This window comes from Pseudomonas sp. MWU318 (genome assembly GCF_016756945.1).
GTDB classification, from domain to species: domain Bacteria; phylum Pseudomonadota; class Gammaproteobacteria; order Pseudomonadales; family Pseudomonadaceae; genus Aquipseudomonas; species Aquipseudomonas putida_A.
Map to the genome: position 1 here is coordinate 354,990 of NZ_JAESJL010000004.1, position 16,910 is coordinate 371,899.

Genomic DNA, 16,910 nt, shown 5'->3' on the forward strand with positions numbered 1-16,910 from the left:
TTAGTCTTCCTTTGTGTAGTGTTAGCGATGAACGTCGTGATGAAACCTGGCAGGCATTCCAAAAAGCCCGGCACTGAACACCGGGCTTTTCAGTAATGCGCTCCTTCGCCTTCCTTCAAATCCTGTATTCGAGAAGGAAGCTGACTTTTCGGCGCTACTGGCGCGGTACGAGTCCATTCAAATTGTTTTTCCGACCGCGGTCCCTGCCCGCCGGATAACTGCTCTTGGTGCTTTACGCTGCACACCCGGGTCAGTTGCCAACCCTCTGAACCGTTGAGGCCGGTTCATCGCTGCCTGTTCTTGTGGAACTAAAGAGCTGTTGTTGCCAGCCGCTTTGTTGAGCGGCTTGGTGGCAAGAATATGCATGGATGCATATACAGTCAATGCATAAATGCATTTATCTATGCGCAGCAAATGCACGAACGCATGCAGAGCGCATAAATCAAGGCGTCGAGGGTTTTGTTCAGGCGAAAAAAAACCCGCCATGAGGCGGGTTTCCTATGACCGGTGAAATCTATCGGGCGTACATGCCCCACCAGAAGACGTGACCGAGGATGACGATCTGCTCTTCCTGCATGTCCTGGAAGCTGTAGTCCTCGTCCGGATGCTCATCACGGTTGAAGCTGCGCAGACGGATGCCGGTCGGCAGGCGATAGAGCTGCTTCACGCGCAACTGACCGTTGTGATTGATCGCGTACAGGTCGCCATCAATGATGTCGCCGATCCCGCACTTGCCGGCGTTCACCCCGACCGTGGCGCCATCACGCAGCACTGGCATCATGCTGTTACCGCGCACCGTCACGCATTTGGCCTGGTCGAACTGCACACCGTTGTGGCGCAGGCTGCGCTTGCCGAAGCGCAGGCTAGAGCGTTCGCTCTCTTCGATGACGAATCTTCCTGATCCAGCAGCCAATTCAACCTCACGAAGAAAGGGCACCGACACCTCGTCGTCATCGACAGGGGTATCGTCGTCCCACAGGCTTATGTCCTTGAGTTCCGCATGCACGTCATCGCGCGCGCCGCCGGTCGCAATCGCGACGTCTGCGCGGCCGCGCAATTGATCAGTGCTCACATTGAAATATTCGGCGATCTTCGAAATGTGTTTATCCGAAGGATCGACGATCTTCCCGCTGAGAATCCGCGAGAGCGTTGATTGAGGCACGCCGGTGCGACGGTGGAGCTCCGTGGGGGAGATCCCGTGCTGGTCGAGCAGTGCTCTTAAGACGGAGGATACGTTGCGTTTTTGCATAACGCGCATAGTGCTTGAAGTTTTTTCCGAAGACAAATGCTGATTTGCATAAATAGTGCATAAATCACAATTAAACGCAGAAAGTGTCAGCCGGCCGTCATGCCTGCGTCGAGCCGACCGCCCATGGTAACCTTGCGCCCATCGCGGAAAAGCCCGGCGGTTGCCCTCGCTTTTGCCCTACATCATTTAACGAGTTACCTGACAATCCGATGAATAAAGCCGTCTCCGACCTGTCCTCCCACACCCCGATGATGCAGCAATACTGGCGCCTGAAGAATCAGCACCTGGATCAGCTGATGTTCTATCGCATGGGCGACTTCTACGAGATCTTCTATGAAGACGCGAAGAAGGCGGCCAAGTTGCTCGACATCACCCTGACCGCGCGCGGCCAATCGGCGGGGCAGGCGATTCCGATGTGCGGGATTCCTTACCACGCGGCGGAAGGTTACCTGGCTAAACTGGTCAAGCTCGGCGAGTCGGTGGTGATCTGCGAGCAGGTCGGCGATCCGGCCACCAGCAAGGGTCCGGTCGAACGTCAGGTGGTGCGCATCATCACCCCGGGCACGGTCAGCGACGAAGCGCTGCTCGATGAACGCCGCGACAACTTGATTGCCGCAGTACTCGGCGACGAGCGTCTGTTCGGTCTGGCGGTGCTGGACATCACCAGCGGCAACTTCACTGTGCTCGAGATCAAGGGCTGGGAAAACCTGCTGGCGGAGCTGGAGCGAGTCAACCCGGTGGAACTGCTGATCCCGGACGACTGGCCGAAAGACCTGCCAGCGGAAAAACGCCGTGGTGTGCGTCGTCGCGCGCCGTGGGATTTCGAGCGTGATTCGGCGCTGAAGAGTCTCTGCCAGCAGTTTTCCACACAAGACCTGAAAGGCTTCGGTTGCGAAACCCTGACCCTGGCCATCGGCGCCGCCGGTTGCCTGCTGGCATACGCCAAGGAAACCCAGCGCACCGCCCTGCCCCATCTGCGCAGCCTGCGCCATGAGCGCCTGGACGACACCGTGGTGCTCGACGGCGCGAGTCGCCGCAACCTTGAGCTCGATACCAACCTGGCTGGCGGTCGCGACAACACCCTGCAATCGGTGGTCGATCGTTGCCAGACCGCGATGGGCAGCCGCTTGCTAACCCGTTGGCTGAACCGTCCGCTGCGCGATCTGACTGTGCTGCTGGCGCGCCAGACGTCGATTACTTGCCTGCTCGACGGCTACCGCTTCGAAAAACTCCAGCCGCAGCTCAAGGAAATCGGTGACATCGAGCGGATTCTGGCGCGGATCGGCCTGCGCAATGCGCGTCCCCGTGATCTCGCTCGCCTGCGCGATGCTCTCGGAGCCCTGCCGCAACTGCAAGTGGCGATGACCGACCTCGAAGCACCGCACCTGCAACGCCTGGCGACTACCACCAGCACCTACCCGGAACTGGCGGCGCTGCTGGAAAAAGCCATCATCGACAACCCGCCAGCGGTGATCCGCGACGGCGGCGTGCTGAAAACCGGTTACGACAGCGAACTCGACGAGCTGCAGTCGCTGAGCGAAAACGCCGGCCAGTTTCTCATCGATCTGGAAGCCCGGGAAAAAGCCCGCACCGGTCTGGCCAACCTGAAAGTTGGCTATAACCGCATTCATGGCTACTTCATCGAACTGCCGAGCAAGCAAGCGGAATCGGCTCCGGCAGACTACATCCGTCGCCAGACGCTCAAGGGCGCCGAGCGTTTCATCACGCCCGAGCTGAAAGAATTTGAAGACAAGGCACTGTCGGCCAAGAGCCGTGCCCTTGCCCGCGAAAAAATGCTCTACGAGGCGCTGCTGGAAGATCTGATCAGCCAACTACCTCCGCTGCAGGACACGGCCGGCGCGCTGGCCGAACTGGACGTGCTGAGCAACCTTGCCGAGCGTGCGCTGAACCTTGACCTGAACTGCCCGCGCTTCGTCAGCGAGCCGTGCATGCGCATCACCCAGGGTCGTCACCCGGTGGTCGAGCAGGTGCTGACCACGCCGTTCGTGGCCAACGACCTGAGCCTGGATGACAACACCCGGATGCTGGTAATCACCGGCCCGAACATGGGCGGTAAATCCACCTACATGCGCCAGACCGCGTTGATCGTACTGTTGGCGCATATCGGCAGCTTCGTGCCGGCGGCCAGTTGCGAACTGTCGCTGGTGGACCGGATCTTCACCCGGATCGGTTCCAGCGATGACCTGGCCGGTGGCCGTTCGACCTTCATGGTCGAGATGAGCGAAACCGCCAACATCCTGCACAATGCCACCGAACGCAGCCTGGTGCTGATGGACGAAGTCGGTCGCGGCACCAGCACCTTCGACGGTCTGTCCCTGGCATGGGCCGCCGCCGAGCGTCTGGCGCATCTGCGTGCCTATACTCTATTTGCCACGCACTATTTCGAACTGACCGTGTTGCCGGAAGCCGAGCCTTTGGTGGCTAACGTGCACCTCAACGCCACTGAGCACAACGAGCGCATCGTGTTCCTGCACCATGTGTTGCCGGGGCCTGCCAGCCAGAGCTACGGCCTGGCGGTGGCGCAACTGGCCGGCGTGCCGAGTGAAGTGATCGTGCGGGCCCGGGAGCACCTGAGCCGACTGGAAGACACCGCTTTGCCGCATGAAGCGCCCAAGCCTGCCGTCAAAGGCAAGCCGACCACCCCGCAGCAGAGTGACATGTTCGCCAGCCTGCCGCACCCGGTGCTCGATGAGCTGGCCAAAGTGGATCTCGATGACCTGACCCCGCGTCGAGCGCTCGAATTGTTATATGCACTTAAGAACCGGATCTAAGCAGCAAAGAACCGGATATAACGCAAACGGCTTCAAGCTGTTAGAATCTCGCGCGGTTTGGGATGCTGCTGGCTAATAGCCTGGCTGGCAGACATCGCTCCCGAACCTGGCGACCCCAACCGTGAAGGGGCTACGCTGCCGCCGCCTGAGGAGAAAATTAGAAATGACCTTCGTCGTCACCGACAACTGCATCAAGTGCAAGTACACCGACTGCGTAGAAGTCTGTCCGGTGGACTGCTTTTACGAAGGCCCGAACTTCCTGGTGATTCACCCGGACGAGTGCATCGACTGTGCCCTGTGCGAACCGGAATGCCCGGCCGTCGCGATTTTCTCCGAGGACGAAGTTCCGGAGGATATGCAGGAGTTCATTCAACTGAACGTTGAATTGGCCGAAATCTGGCCGAACATCACCGAGAAGAAAGAATCGCTGCCGGATGCCGAAGAGTGGGATGGCGTCAAAGGCAAGATCAAAGATCTCGAACGCTGATCTGTCGCGCGTTACCAAAAGGCCCCTTGGGGCCTTTTTGCTTTTTCGGGTTTTACTTTTCCACAGGCAAAAAAAAGGGGCGGTTTGACCCGCCCACATTTTTTCCCTATTCCCTGTATTCCTTTTCATCGTCCTGATGAATCGCGTCCTGCGATGTCCGTTCCCCTCATCCTTGAAGGGCGTGTCTGTCCGTCGACACAGTGCTGATACTAAAGAGTTCCCTGCCCAGAGCAATCGGCCCCGGAGGGTGAAAGTCGCTGTAATAAGCACTTCATATTAAAAAATAAGCATATAAATCAATTGGTTAAACACGACTCTCGGCAGAAGTCGACGTCTACCGTCCTGCAAAAATGGGGAACGCTTACGAAAGAGTAAGCCAAGGCTTACACCGCGAGACTACAAACGATGGAAATGCTGACCATTTGTCCGGCAATGAACGTTGTGGCGAGGGAGCTTGCTCCCGCTTGAGTGCGCAGCGCTCATGATTTTTTGGGGTTGCTGCGCAACCCGGCGGGAGCAAGCTCCCTCGCCACAGAAAGTCTTCAGCCGATATCCGAGCAATAAAAAAGCCCCGAACCAGTCGGGGCTTCTTGCGGCAGGCGTGTGAGACGCTTACTGAAACAGCGACTCGCTCGACAGTCCATTCTTCTCGAGGATTTCGCGAAGGCGCTTGAGGCCCTCCACCTGGATCTGCCGCACCCGTTCCCGGGTCAGGCCGATCTCCAGGCCTACGTCCTCCAGCGTGCTGCTCTCATGGCCGCGCAAGCCGAAGCGGCGTACGACCACTTCGCGCTGCTTGTCGGTCAGTTCCGAGAGCCATTGATCAATGCTCTGCGACAGGTCGTCATCCTGCAGCAATTCGCATGGATCGGTCGGACGGTCATCCGTCAGGGTGTCCAGCAGGGTTTTATCCGAATCCGGACCCAGCGAGACATCGACCGAAGAAACCCGCTCGTTCAGGCCGAGCATGCGCTTGACCTCGCCCACCGGTTTTTCCAGCAGGTTGGCGATTTCTTCAGGTGAAGGTTCGTGATCGAGCTTTTGCGTCAGCTCCCGTGCCGCCCGCAGGTACACGTTGAGCTCCTTGACCACATGGATCGGCAACCGGATGGTCCGGGTCTGATTCATGATCGCGCGCTCGATGGTCTGACGAATCCACCAGGTCGCGTAGGTCGAGAAGCGGAAGCCGCGCTCGGGATCGAACTTTTCCACTGCGCGGATCAGGCCGAGGTTACCCTCTTCGATCAGATCCAGCAGCGACAGCCCCCGATTGACGTAACGCCGGGCGATCTTCACGACCAGCCGCAGGTTACTTTCAATCATGCGCTTGCGCCCGGCAGGGTCGCCACTTTGCGACAGACGCGCAAAATGAACTTCTTCCTCCGGGGAGAGCAGTGGTGAAAAGCCGATTTCGTTGAGATACAGCTGCGTGGCATCGAGTGCCCGAGTGTAGTCGATGTACTTGTGTTGTTTAAGTGAAGCGGATTGTCTGGATTTGGAACGAACGGAAGGTGGAGCAGCCCCTTCATCATTCGACATCGAAGATTCCGAATCGATGCCGGCCTCCATAAGGAGAACCTCATCGTCGATGTCAAACTCCGGCACTTCTTTACTGAGAGCCATTGTTATAGTCCTTTGGTGAGTTCGACCCCAAGCTCAAGCGACGCCTTTATCCTTGGCAGCGCTGGAGCCTGTCCCCTCTACGCGACGGAACAGGCTGGCCTCAAATCAACGTTTGGGCAGGAACTGCAGCGGATCTACAGGTTTACCTTGGCGGCGAATCTCAAAATGCAGTTTCACCCGGTCTGTACCCGTTGACCCCATTTCGGCAATTGTCTGTCCGACCTTGACCTGCTGCCCCTCCCGTACCAACAGCCTGCGGTTATGTCCGTAGGCACTGACGTAGGTTTCGCTGTGTTTGATGATGACTAATTCGCCGTAGCCCCTTAAGCCACTCCCGGCGTAAACCACCGTCCCATCAGACGCAGCTAAAACAGGCTGTCCCAAATCTCCGGCGATATCAATTCCTTTATTCAAACTACCGTTTGAAGAGAATTTTCCAATCAGAATGCCATTAGATGGCCATCCCCAGCCGGTCGGGGCCGGGCCGGGTGGAGGCATCGGAGCCGGAGCCGATTTGTTCGCGACGGACGGTGCGGCCCCCGCAGCAGCGGCCCCGGAGCCGGTAACGGTGGTGGTCGTCGTGCCATTCGCCTGGCGCCGGATTACCGTAGTTTTACTCGACGATGATGGCGCGGAACCGCCGTTGCTCACCACCGCTGTCGGCGTTGAACCGGTACGACCGTCAAAGCGAATTGTCTGACCCGGGTGGATCGTATACGGCGTAGGAATATTGTTGCGGGCCGCGAGGGCTTTGTAGTCCCAGCCGTAGCGAAAAGCGATGGAAAACAGCGTATCGCCCGGGCGGACTACATACTGTCCGGTCGTGACGGCCGGACGTTGGGCCGCCGCGCTGTTGCGATCGACCACCCGCACGTTGCTCGACTTGGTGCTGGAGCAACCGACCAGCAGGGTGCTCAATACAAGGCCAGTCACCAGGCGCTGAAAGCTCGTGTTACCCATACGCTGCGCAATGACTGTGAGACTCACCCGCCGCTCCCTTTGTGGTGGCTGAAATATGTGGAATGCCGAATCGCGGCAAGTAGTGTCGCAAGTATAACGGGCCGAACAGGCTTTACCGTTAAAGATGCGAAAACGCTTCACGCACACGTTTGCCCTTGGACAATTCGTAGCGTTTAAACCATCGCTGCCGATGTAAGACACAGGCCAGCGCGAGGAATTCAGCGTCCGCAAACAAATGCTCAGGCCAGCGGGCCATTGAGCAATGGCACGAAGCGCACAGCTCCCAATACGTGACGGGAAAAGCCGTGTTCTTCACGCACGATCAGCATCAGTTGCTGCACTTCCCCCGAGCCGACCGGAATCACCATTCGCCCGCCAGGTGCCAGTTGATCGAGCAAGGCCTGCGGCACGTCGGTCGCGACTGCGGTGACGATGATGCCGTTGTACGGCGCCAGCGCCGGCCAGCCTTCCCAGCCATCGCCCCAGCGGAACACCACGTTGCGCAAGTTAAGCTCGACGAGGCGTTCCTTGGCCCGATCCTGCAGGACCTTGATGCGTTCGACCGAAAATACCCGCTCAACCAGTTGCGACAGCACGGCTGTCTGATATCCCGAACCGGTGCCGATCTCCAGCACCTTGTCCAGCGGCCCCGCCTCCAGCAGCAGCTCGCTCATGCGCGCCACCATATAAGGCTGGGAGATGGTCTGGTTGTGGCCGATCGGCAGTGCGGTGTCTTCGTAGGCGCGGTGCGCCAGTGCTTCATCGACAAACAGATGACGCGGCGTACGGCGGATCACTTCCAGCACCTTGGCGTTTGACAGGCCTTCCTCATATAGACGCTGGATCAGACGTTCACGGGTGCGCTGCGACGTCATGCCGATGCCACTGCGCAGTCTGTCTTCGTGTTCACGAGCCATCAGCGCAGTTCCTCCAGCCAGCCGTCGAGACTTCTGAAGGCATCATTGAAAGTGCGATCGAGCTGCAATGGCGTGATCGACACATACCCCTGCATCACCGCATGAAAGTCAGTGCCCGGGCCGCCGTCTTCGGCATCGCCGGCCGCAGCAATCCAGTAGCCCGACTTGCCACGCGGGTCGACCACCTTCATTGGCGCCGCAGCCCGGGCGCGGTGGCCCAGACGGGTCAGTTGAATGCCACGAATATGATCGATCGGCAGATTGGGAATGTTCACGTTCAGCACCGTACGCGGCGGCAGGTCCAGCCCGGCGTGGGCTTCGACCAGTTTGCGCGCGAAATGTGCGGCTGTCGCCAGATTGTCCACCTGTCGCGAACACAGCGAGAACGCAAACGAAGGGCGCTCGAGAAAGCGTCCTTCGAGGGCTGCCGCCACAGTGCCGGAATACAGCACGTCATCGCCCAGATTGGCACCGAGATTGATCCCGGAAACCACCATGTCCGGCTCGCGCTCCAGCAGGCCGTTGAGGCCCAGGTGCACGCAGTCGGTCGGCGTACCGTTGAGGCTGATGAAACCGTTGGCCAGGTATTGCGGGTGCAACGGACGGTCGAGCGTCAGCGAACTGCTGGCGCCGCTTTTGTCCTGCTCCGGGGCGATAACCACGCATTCGGTGTAATCCGCCAGCGCAGCATAAAGCGCGGCGAGACCGGGTGCGGTTACCCCATCGTCGTTAGAAATCAGAATACGCATGGGCTGTCCGTCTGCCCCACCGGCACCAGATCAACGAGTTCGCGCACCAATACGGTGGCGAAGCATCCGGCCGGGAGGACGAATTCCAGTTGCAGAATGTCAGGCTGGGGATAATGCCACGACAACCCGCCAATGGGCAGCCGCAGGATGCGACGTTCGTGGCTCATTCCGGCATTGATCAACCAATCGCGCAGATCCGCCTCACGCTCGGCAATCCCCTGCTCCAGATCATGGACAGCGCCAGCGGCGGGTGAGTCACCTTCGCCCCACTGCGGACCGGTCGGGTGCAGATCGAGAATCGCCAGGCGCGGGTCACTGCATTCGGCAACACCCGCCGGGAAGAAACTGCGGCTGTCGGTGAACGCCAGCAGATCGCCGACCTGCGCCTGCTGCCAGGTGCCGTCGGCAACCCGCGCCGCCAGCACTTGATTAAACAGAAAACTGCGCGCCGTCGACAGCAGCCGCGAACGCACATTGCGCTGCTCGGGCAATGCCTTGCGTGCCGCCCAGGCACGCGCATCAACGACGTTGCCGCCGTCATGGCCGAAACGCTGGGCGCCAAAATAATTGGGAATGCCTTGCTTGGCGATCAGCTGCAGACGCTGTTCGATCGCGTCCCTGTCGCCGGCAAACTGGGTGAGGCGCAAAGTGAAGCCGTTGGCCGAATGCGCGCCGCGTTGCAGCTTGCGCTTGTGCCGCGTGGTCTTGAGGATCTTCAGCGTGTCGTTTTCCGCCGCCGACAGATCCGGGTCGGCCTTGCCCGGCAGTTGCACGCTGAACCACTGACGGGTCAACGCTTGACGATCCTTGAGCCCGGCATAACTGACGGTGCGCAACGACACGCCGGCAGCCTTGGCAATTCGGCGCGCGGCTTCTTCGGTGTTCAGGCCACGTTTTTCGACCCAGATCCACAGGTGTTCGCCATCGCCGCTGAAAGGGATGTCGAGCACTTCATCGACCTGGAAATCTTCGGCGATGGCTTTCAGAACCGCAGTGCCGAGTGGTTCGCCATAGGCCCGCGGGCCAAGCAATTGCAGTTCGTTCATGCGCGCAGCAACAAGGCAACGGAATGCACGGCGATGCCTTCTTCGCGACCGACAAAGCCGAGCTTTTCGGTGGTGGTAGCTTTCACGTTCACTTGATCCAGTTCAACTTGCAGATCGGCGGCGATCAACGCGCGCATGGTTTCGATATGCGGGGCCATTTTCGGCGCCTGAGCGACGATGGTGTTGTCGACGTTGCCGACTTTCCAGCCCTTGGCGTGGATCAGCGCGACCACATGACGCAGCAGCACACGGCTGTCGGCGCCCTTGAATTGCGGATCGGTGTCCGGAAAGTGCTTGCCGATATCGCCCAGCGCGGCCGCGCCGAGCAAGGCATCGCTCAAGGCATGCAGCAGGACGTCACCGTCGGAATGAGCGAGCAGCCCGAAGCCGTGTGCAATGCGCACGCCGCCCAGAGTAATGAAATCGCCTTCAGCGAAACGGTGAACATCGTAGCCGTGGCCAATACGCATAAAAAAACGCCCCGATTTTTGTCAGGGCGTGATTCTACCTGCATTAACCGCGCAGGGCGCGTGCGTGATGCTGCAAGTGGTCGTCAATGAAGCTTGAGATGAAGAAATAGCTGTGGTCGTAGCCCGGTTGCAGGCGCAGCGTCAGCGGATGACCCGCTTGTTTTGCAGCTTGTTGCAGGGCTTCGGGTTTGAGCTGCGTGGCGAGGAAGTCATCGCGATCCCCCTGATCGACCAGCAACGGCAGTTTCTCGTCGGCTTCAGCAATCAGCGCGCAGGCATCCCATTCTTTCCACTTGGAACGGTCTTCGCCCAGATAGCGCGAGAATGCTTTCTGCCCCCATGGACAATCCATCGGGTTGTTGATCGGCGAAAACGCCGACACCGACTGATAACGCCCCGGGTTGCGCAGCGCGCAGACCAGTGCACCGTGACCGCCCATGGAGTGGCCGCTGATGCTGCGTTTGTCCGACGCCGGGAAATGCGCTTCAACCAATGCAGGCAATTCCTGCACGACATAGTCATGCATCCGATAGTGCCGCGACCATGGTTCCTGCGTGGCATTCAGGTAGAACCCGGCACCGAGACCGAAATCCCAGGCGCCATCTGGATCACCCGGCACGTCCGGGCCACGCGGACTGGTGTCCGGCGCGACAATGATCAGACCGAGCTCGGCAGCCATGCGCATCGCCCCGGCCTTTTGCATGAAGTTCTCATCAGTGCAGGTCAGACCGGACAGCCAGTACAGCACCGGCAGCTTGCCGCCCTGCTCCGCCTGTGGCGGCAAGTACACGGCAAATACCATGTCGCAGCCGAGCACGTCGGAACGGTGGCGATAGCGCTTGTGCCAGCCGCCGAAACTTTTCTGACAGGAGATGTTTTCCAGACTCATGTAAAGACTCCTACGCGGCCCCGGCTATAAACCTTCAAGGTCTGTAGCCGTGGCGTCGCGATTGATCAGAAATGAATGACGGTGCGGATGCTCTTGCCTTCGTGCATCAGGTCGAAGGCCTTGTTGATGTCTTCCAGACCCATGGTGTGGGTAATGAAAGTATCCAGCGGAATCTCGCCGCTCTGCGCCATGTCGACATAGCTTGGCAGCTCGGTACGGCCACGCACGCCGCCAAATGCCGAACCACGCCAGACGCGACCGGTCACCAGTTGGAACGGACGGGTTGAAATTTCCTGACCGGCACCGGCGACACCGATGATCACCGATTCGCCCCAGCCCTTGTGGCAGCATTCCAGCGCCGCGCGCATCAGTTGCACGTTGCCGATGCACTCGAAGGAGAAGTCGACGCCGCCGTCGGTCATGTCGACGATCACTTCCTGGATCGGACGATCGAAGTCTTTCGGATTGACGCAATCGGTGGCGCCCAACTGCTTGGCGATCTCGAACTTGGCCGGGTTGATGTCGATGGCGATGATCCGCGCGGCCTTGGCCTTCACTGCACCGATGACGGCCGACAGACCGATGCCGCCCAGACCGAAGATCGCCACAGTGTCACCCGGCTTGACCTTGGCGGTGTTGATCACCGCGCCGATACCGGTGGTTACGCCGCAACCGAGCAGGCAGACCTTTTCCAGCGGCGCATCCTTGGCGATTTTCGCCACGGAGATTTCCGGCAGTACGGTGTACTCGGAGAACGTCGAAGTACCCATGTAGTGGAAAATCGTTTGGCCCTTGTAGGAAAAGCGCGAAGTACCGTCCGGCATCAGACCTTTGCCTTGAGTGGCACGAATCGCCTGACACAGGTTGGTCTTGCCCGACTTGCAGAATTTGCACTGGCCGCATTCCGGGGTGTACAGCGGAATCACGTGGTCGCCGACGGCGACTGAGGTTACGCCCTCGCCAATGGCTTCAACGATCGCGCCACCTTCGTGGCCGAGGATCGACGGGAAGATACCTTCCGGATCCGCGCCGGACAGGGTGTAGGCGTCAGTGTGGCAAACCCCGGAAGCCACCACGCGCAGCAACACTTCACCGGCCTTGGGCATGGCCACATCGACTTCTACGATTTCCAGCGGCTTCTTGGCCTCGAAGGCAACGGCGGCGCGCGACTTGATCATGCTGACTCTCCAGTGAATCCATTGAATAAAAAAAACCAGACCGGCAGTGTAGTTCAGCACCATCTGATTAATAATCCGGACAAATGCAAAATATTATTGCTGTACAGGGATAATCAGATGTCCGAAAACCGCTGGGAAGGTATCGACGAGTTCGTCGCCGTCGCCGAATGCAGCCAATTCACCGCTGCGGCCGAACGCCTTGGGGTTTCTTCCTCACACATCAGTCGACAAATCGTACGGCTGGAGGATCGGTTGCAGACACGTCTACTCTACCGCAGCACCCGTCGCGTAACCCTGACCGAAGCCGGACAGACTTTTCTGCAGCATTGCCAGCGCCTGCAGGACGGTCGCGAAGAAGCCCTGCGCGCGGTCGGCGACCTGACCAGCGAACCGAAAGGCATGCTACGCATGACCTGCGCCGTAGCCTATGGCGAACGGTTCATCGTACCGCTGGTGACGCGCTTCATGGGGCTGTACCCGCAGCTGCGGATCGATATCGAGCTGAGCAACCGTCAACTCGATCTGGTGCATGAGGGACTGGATCTGGCGATCCGGCTGGGCCGATTGCAGGATTCTCGATTGGTCGCCACCCGCCTGGCGCCGCGTCGGATGTATCTGTGCGCGTCTCCGTCCTACGTGGAACGGTATGGCCGCCCACACAGCCTGTCGGAACTAAGTCGGCACAATTGTCTGATCGGCAGTTCGGATCTGTGGCAACTGGAACAGAACGGCCGGGAATTTTCCCAGCGCGTGCAGGGAAACTGGCGCTGCAACAGTGGGCAGGCGGTGCTGGATGCGGCGCTGCAAGGGGTCGGTTTATGTCAGTTGCCGGACTATTACGTGCTGGAGCATTTGCACAGCGGGGCGCTGATTTCGCTACTGGAGGCGCATCAGCCACCGAATACGGCGGTGTGGGCGTTATATCCGCAGCAGCGACATCTGTCGCCGAAGGTGCGCAAGCTGGTGGATTTCTTGAAGGAAGGGTTGGCCGAGCGGCCGGAGTATCGAATTTAAAAGCAAAAGATCGCAGCCTGCGGCAGCTCCTACAGGGAGTTCGCGTTTTCCCTATAGGAGCTGCCGCAGGCTACGATCTTTTGATCTTTCAGCGGCGGTTAGCCCAACGCTGGCGCAACCACTCCAGGTCTTCCGGCCGGGTGACCTTGAGGTTGTCCGCTCGCCCTTCGATCAGGCGCGGCGCCAGACCGGCCCACTCCATCGCCGAGGCTTCATCGGTAATCACCGCATCCGCCACCAGACTGTCAGCCAGCGCTCGATGCAAGGCTCCGAGGCGGAACATCTGCGGCGTATAGGCTTGCCAGATCACGCTGCGATCCACGGTTTCGAGCACACGACCGTGCTTGTCGACCCGCTTCAGGGTATCGCGCGCCGGCACGGCCAACAGACCGCCGACGGCATCATCCGCCAGTTCAGCCAGCAACTTGTCGAGATCGTCGCGACTCAGGTTGGGTCGTGCCGCATCGTGCACCAGCACCCAGTCATCATCATCCGCACCCTGCGCATGCAGATGCAGCAAGGCGTTGAGCACCGACCCGGAACGCTCCGCGCCGCCCTCGACCCGTTGAATCCGCAAGTCGCTGGCGCAAGCCAGGTTTGGCCAATAAGGATCATCAACCGCCAGACTGACCACCAGCCCCTTGAGGCTCGGGTGATCAAGGAAACAGCCGAGGCTGTGTTCGAGAATTGTGCGCCCGCCCAGTTGCAGGTATTGCTTGGGACGGTCCGCGGCCATTCGGGCACCGACACCCGCGGCAGGAATCACGGCCCAGAAGGCCGGCAGGGAATCGATCATTGCGCGAGCTGGTAAAGGGTTTCACCGTCCTTGACCATGCCCAGCTCATGGCGAGCACGCTCTTCAACGGTCTCCATGCCTTTCTTCAATTCGCTGACTTCAGCGTCCATCACCCGATTGCGCTCCAGCAGGCCTTCGTTCTCGGCGTGCTGATCAGCAATCTGCTGCTTCAGCTCGGCGACCTGCGCCAGACTGCCATTGCCCACCCACAGGCGGTACTGCAGACCGGCCAGCAGCAAGAGCAAAACGAGAAACAACCAGTAAGGACTGCGCATCGAATATCAGGTATCCAGTGAAAAAAGACAGCCACGCGAAAACTTTGAAACGTCTGATAGCACGAAGCCTGGAAGATCCAGGCTTGTGCATATAAGGCATCAGATTAGTGGCAAATCCATCGCTGTCACGACTTTTCCGACACAATCCGGTGTCTTTTTAACATCTACAGCTTAACCGCGGAACTCGGAGCGACCGTTGTACTTGGCTTTGCCATTCAACTGCTCTTCGATACGCAGCAGTTGGTTGTACTTGGAAACGCGGTCGGAACGGCACAGCGAACCGGTCTTGATCTGGCCAGCCGAAGTGCCCACGGCCAGGTCGGCGATGGTCGAATCTTCGGTTTCGCCCGAACGGTGCGAGATCACCGCGGTGTAACCGGCAGCCTTGGCCATCTGGATGGCTTCCAGGGTTTCGGTCAGGGTGCCGATCTGGTTGAACTTGATCAGGATCGAGTTGGCGATCTTTTTATCGATGCCTTCTTTCAGGATCTTGGTGTTGGTCACGAACAGGTCGTCACCAACCAGCTGGGTCTTCTCGCCGATCTTGTCGGTGAGGATCTTCCAGCCAGCCCAGTCGGACTCGTCCAGACCGTCTTCGATCGAGATGATCGGATAACGTTCGGTCAGGCCTTTCAGATAATCGGCGAAACCTTCAGCGGTGAACACCTGGCCTTCGCCGGACAGGTTGTACTTGCCGTCTTCGTAGAATTCGCTGGCCGCGCAGTCCAGCGCCAGGGTCACGTCGGTGCCCAGCTTGTAACCGGCGTTGGCCACGGCTTCGGAGATCACTTTCAGCGCGTCTTCGTTGGACGCCAGGTTCGGTGCGAAACCGCCTTCGTCGCCAACGGCGGTGCTCAGGCCACGGGCCTTCAGCACAGCTTTGAGGTGATGGAAAATCTCGGTGCCCATGCGCAGACCTTCCGAGAACGTCTTGGCGCCAACCGGCTGCACCATGAATTCCTGGATGTCGACGTTGTTATCGGCGTGCTCGCCACCGTTGATGATGTTCATCATCGGAACCGGCATCGAGTACACACCCGGGGTGCCGTTCAGGTTGGCGATGTGTGCGTACAGTGGCAGATCCTGGTCCTGTGCAGCCGCCTTGGCCGCAGCCAGGGATACGGCAAGGATGGCGTTGGCGCCCAGGGTTGCCTTGTTTTCGGTACCGTCGAGCTTGATCATCGCGTGGTCGAGGGCTTTCTGGTCGCTTGGGTCGGTGCCCAGCAGCAGATCGCGGATCGGACCGTTGATGTTGGCTACCGCCTTGAGCACACCTTTGCCCAGGTAACGGCTCTTGTCGCCATCACGCAGCTCGAGCGCTTCACGCGAGCCAGTGGATGCACCGGAAGGCGCGCAGGCGCTGCCGATGATGCCGTTGTCGAGAAGCACGTCCGCTTCCACGGTGGGATTGCCACGGGAGTCGAGAACTTCACGACCTTTGATGTCGACGATTTTTGCCATTGTTGTAAACACTCCAAAGTTGACGAAAACGACGCAGCTAGAGGAAATCTTTTGACCGTCGGCAAGTGGTGTGCAGCGGGCAGCTTGCAGACGACAACGCACATGCCCGAGGGCATGTGCGACAAATCGTGCGGTACTTTACCGGAGAATTGAGCTTTACGCGGTTTCTACCGTCGGAAAACTCTTCACCAGTTCGTCCAAAGCTTTGAGCTGGGCCAGAAATGGCTCCAGTTTGTCCAGACGCAAGGCGCAAGGGCCGTCGCATTTGGCGTTGTCCGGATCCGGATGCGCTTCGAGGAACAGACCAGCCAGCGACTGGCTCATGCCCGCCTTGGCCAGATCGGTAACCTGTGCGCGGCGCCCGCCGGCGGAGTCGGAACGACCGCCAGGCATTTGCAGCGAGTGGGTCACATCGAAGAATACCGGGTACTCGAACTGCTTCATGATGCCGAAGCCGAGCATGTCGACCACGAGGTTGTTGTAGCCGAAGCTCGAACCACGCTCGCAGAGGATCAATTGATCGTTACCCGCTTCCACGCACTTGTTCAGGATGTGTTTCATTTCCTGAGGCGCGAGGAACTGGGCTTTCTTGATGTTGATCACAGCGTTGGTCTTGGCCATCGCGACGACCAGATCGGTCTGGCGCGACAGGAAGGCCGGCAGCTGGATGATGTCGCAGACTTCAGCGACGACCGCGGCCTGATCCGGCTCGTGGACGTCGGTGATGATCGGCACGCCGAAGGCTTGTTTGATGTCCTGGAAGATGCGCATGCCTTCTTCCAGGCCAGGGCCGCGATACGAAGTCACAGAAGACCGGTTGGCCTTGTCGAAGCTGGCCTTGAACACGTAAGGGATACCGAGTTTCTCGGTGACCTTCACGTACTCTTCACAAACCTGCATGGCCATGTCACGGCTTTCCAGCACGTTCATGCCGCCGAACAGCACCATGGGCTTGTCGTTGGCGATTTCGATGTTGCCAACGCGGATGATCTTCTGTGCCATCG

General features: G+C 59.2%; 17 protein-coding genes. 3 read left to right on the plus strand and 14 right to left on the minus strand.

Annotated features, from left to right (window positions below):
- Positions 1-177: 177 nt before the first annotated feature.
- The gene (locus tag JN524_RS12715) at positions 178-486 is read right to left on the minus strand and encodes a hypothetical protein (protein WP_202369559.1); all 309 of its coding nucleotides are present in this window, start codon (positions 484-486) and stop codon (positions 178-180) included.
- 28 nt (positions 487-514) lie between these two features.
- Positions 515-1,258, minus strand: coding sequence for a LexA family transcriptional regulator (locus tag JN524_RS12720; protein ID WP_202369560.1), 744 nt, complete (start codon positions 1,256-1,258; stop codon positions 515-517).
- A gap of 200 nt (positions 1,259-1,458) precedes the next feature.
- Between JN524_RS12720 and mutS the strand changes: the two genes are divergently transcribed.
- Together mutS and fdxA are read left to right on the plus strand one after the other, a co-directional pair.
- Entirely contained in the window at positions 1,459-4,041 is a 2,583-nt protein-coding gene (gene mutS / locus JN524_RS12725) for a DNA mismatch repair protein MutS (protein ID WP_202369561.1), read from the plus strand.
- Between the two features lie 163 nt (positions 4,042-4,204).
- Positions 4,205-4,528, plus strand: a complete 324-nt coding sequence (fdxA, locus tag JN524_RS12730) for a ferredoxin FdxA (protein WP_003222178.1) — start codon at positions 4,205-4,207, stop codon at positions 4,526-4,528.
- Between the two features lie 612 nt (positions 4,529-5,140).
- On the opposite strand, the gene rpoS is transcribed toward fdxA, so the two are convergent.
- The 8 genes from rpoS to JN524_RS12770 form a co-directional block, all read right to left on the minus strand.
- The gene (gene rpoS, locus JN524_RS12735) at positions 5,141-6,151 is read right to left on the minus strand and encodes an RNA polymerase sigma factor RpoS (protein ID WP_007964304.1); all 1,011 of its coding nucleotides are present in this window, start codon (positions 6,149-6,151) and stop codon (positions 5,141-5,143) included.
- Between the two features lie 105 nt (positions 6,152-6,256).
- On the minus strand, positions 6,257-7,138 hold the full coding sequence (locus JN524_RS12740) for a peptidoglycan DD-metalloendopeptidase family protein (RefSeq protein WP_202369562.1): 882 nt from the start codon (positions 7,136-7,138) through the stop codon (positions 6,257-6,259).
- Between the two features lie 212 nt (positions 7,139-7,350).
- Positions 7,351-7,986: a protein-L-isoaspartate(D-aspartate) O-methyltransferase gene (locus JN524_RS12745; protein WP_169841266.1), complete on the minus strand. Its 636-nt coding sequence runs from the start codon at positions 7,984-7,986 to the stop codon at positions 7,351-7,353.
- 41 nt (positions 7,987-8,027) lie between these two features.
- Entirely contained in the window at positions 8,028-8,777 is a 750-nt protein-coding gene (surE, locus tag JN524_RS12750) for a 5'/3'-nucleotidase SurE (RefSeq protein ID WP_202369563.1), read from the minus strand.
- Complete coding sequence (truD, locus tag JN524_RS12755) at positions 8,765-9,823, minus strand: tRNA pseudouridine(13) synthase TruD (RefSeq protein ID WP_202369564.1); 1,059 nt, start codon at positions 9,821-9,823, stop codon at positions 8,765-8,767. Before truD ends, surE begins: the two co-directional genes overlap by 13 nt.
- Positions 9,820-10,293 carry a 2-C-methyl-D-erythritol 2,4-cyclodiphosphate synthase gene (gene ispF, locus JN524_RS12760; RefSeq protein ID WP_202369565.1) on the minus strand — a complete coding sequence of 158 codons (474 nt, stop codon included), beginning with the start codon at positions 10,291-10,293 and terminating at the stop codon, positions 9,820-9,822. The genes truD and ispF overlap by 4 nt, the downstream gene beginning before the upstream one ends.
- A gap of 43 nt (positions 10,294-10,336) precedes the next feature.
- Entirely contained in the window at positions 10,337-11,182 is an 846-nt protein-coding gene (gene fghA, locus JN524_RS12765; RefSeq protein ID WP_103367846.1) for an S-formylglutathione hydrolase, read from the minus strand.
- Between the two features lie 65 nt (positions 11,183-11,247).
- Entirely contained in the window at positions 11,248-12,360 is a 1,113-nt protein-coding gene (locus tag JN524_RS12770; protein ID WP_027611042.1) for an S-(hydroxymethyl)glutathione dehydrogenase/class III alcohol dehydrogenase, read from the minus strand.
- 117 nt (positions 12,361-12,477) lie between these two features.
- Here JN524_RS12770 and JN524_RS12775 point away from each other — a divergent pair, with 117 nt between their 5' ends.
- Positions 12,478-13,374 (plus strand): LysR substrate-binding domain-containing protein, encoded by an 897-nt coding sequence (locus tag JN524_RS12775; protein WP_202369566.1) that lies wholly within the window; start codon positions 12,478-12,480, stop codon positions 13,372-13,374.
- Between the two features lie 88 nt (positions 13,375-13,462).
- Here JN524_RS12775 and ispD read toward each other — a convergent pair whose 3' ends face one another.
- The 4 genes from ispD to kdsA all read right to left on the minus strand — a co-directional run bounded on the left by ispD (position 13,463) and on the right by kdsA (position 16,908).
- Complete coding sequence (gene ispD / locus JN524_RS12780) at positions 13,463-14,170, minus strand: 2-C-methyl-D-erythritol 4-phosphate cytidylyltransferase (protein WP_202369567.1); 708 nt, start codon at positions 14,168-14,170, stop codon at positions 13,463-13,465.
- On the minus strand, positions 14,167-14,445 hold the full coding sequence (gene ftsB / locus JN524_RS12785) for a cell division protein FtsB (RefSeq protein ID WP_007964293.1): 279 nt from the start codon (positions 14,443-14,445) through the stop codon (positions 14,167-14,169). The genes ispD and ftsB overlap by 4 nt, the downstream gene beginning before the upstream one ends.
- Positions 14,446-14,616: 171 nt before the next feature.
- On the minus strand, positions 14,617-15,906 hold the full coding sequence (gene eno, locus JN524_RS12790) for a phosphopyruvate hydratase (protein WP_003222156.1): 1,290 nt from the start codon (positions 15,904-15,906) through the stop codon (positions 14,617-14,619).
- A gap of 156 nt (positions 15,907-16,062) precedes the next feature.
- Positions 16,063-16,908: a 3-deoxy-8-phosphooctulonate synthase gene (kdsA, locus tag JN524_RS12795; protein ID WP_098967470.1), complete on the minus strand. Its 846-nt coding sequence runs from the start codon at positions 16,906-16,908 to the stop codon at positions 16,063-16,065.
- Positions 16,909-16,910: the final 2 nt, after the last annotated feature.

Bases quoted from the DNA above. Each gene is read 5' to 3' on its own strand.
- ispD (WP_202369567.1), bottom strand. From the start codon at position 14,170: ATGATCGATTCCCTGCCGGCCTTCTGGGCCGTGATTCCTGCCGCGGGT.
- fdxA (WP_003222178.1), top strand. From the start codon at position 4,205: ATGACCTTCGTCGTCACCGACAACTGCATCAAGTGCAAGTACACCGAC.
- JN524_RS12775 (WP_202369566.1), top strand. From the start codon at position 12,478: ATGTCCGAAAACCGCTGGGAAGGTATCGACGAGTTCGTCGCCGTCGCC.
- JN524_RS12745 (WP_169841266.1), bottom strand. From the start codon at position 7,986: ATGACGTCGCAGCGCACCCGTGAACGTCTGATCCAGCGTCTATATGAG.
- rpoS (WP_007964304.1), bottom strand. From the start codon at position 6,151: ATGGCTCTCAGTAAAGAAGTGCCGGAGTTTGACATCGACGATGAGGTT.
- ftsB (WP_007964293.1), bottom strand. From the start codon at position 14,445: ATGCGCAGTCCTTACTGGTTGTTTCTCGTTTTGCTCTTGCTGCTGGCC.
- fghA (WP_103367846.1), bottom strand. From the start codon at position 11,182: ATGAGTCTGGAAAACATCTCCTGTCAGAAAAGTTTCGGCGGCTGGCAC.
- mutS (WP_202369561.1), top strand. From the start codon at position 1,459: ATGAATAAAGCCGTCTCCGACCTGTCCTCCCACACCCCGATGATGCAG.
- eno (WP_003222156.1), bottom strand. From the start codon at position 15,906: ATGGCAAAAATCGTCGACATCAAAGGTCGTGAAGTTCTCGACTCCCGT.
- kdsA (WP_098967470.1), bottom strand. From the start codon at position 16,908: ATGGCACAGAAGATCATCCGCGTTGGCAACATCGAAATCGCCAACGAC.
- truD (WP_202369564.1), bottom strand. From the start codon at position 9,823: ATGAACGAACTGCAATTGCTTGGCCCGCGGGCCTATGGCGAACCACTC.
- JN524_RS12770 (WP_027611042.1), bottom strand. From the start codon at position 12,360: ATGATCAAGTCGCGCGCCGCCGTTGCCTTCGAGGCCAAGAAGCCGCTG.
- ispF (WP_202369565.1), bottom strand. From the start codon at position 10,293: ATGCGTATTGGCCACGGCTACGATGTTCACCGTTTCGCTGAAGGCGAT.
- JN524_RS12715 (WP_202369559.1), bottom strand. From the start codon at position 486: ATGGCGGGTTTTTTTTCGCCTGAACAAAACCCTCGACGCCTTGATTTA.
- JN524_RS12720 (WP_202369560.1), bottom strand. From the start codon at position 1,258: ATGCGCGTTATGCAAAAACGCAACGTATCCTCCGTCTTAAGAGCACTG.
- surE (WP_202369563.1), bottom strand. From the start codon at position 8,777: ATGCGTATTCTGATTTCTAACGACGATGGGGTAACCGCACCCGGTCTC.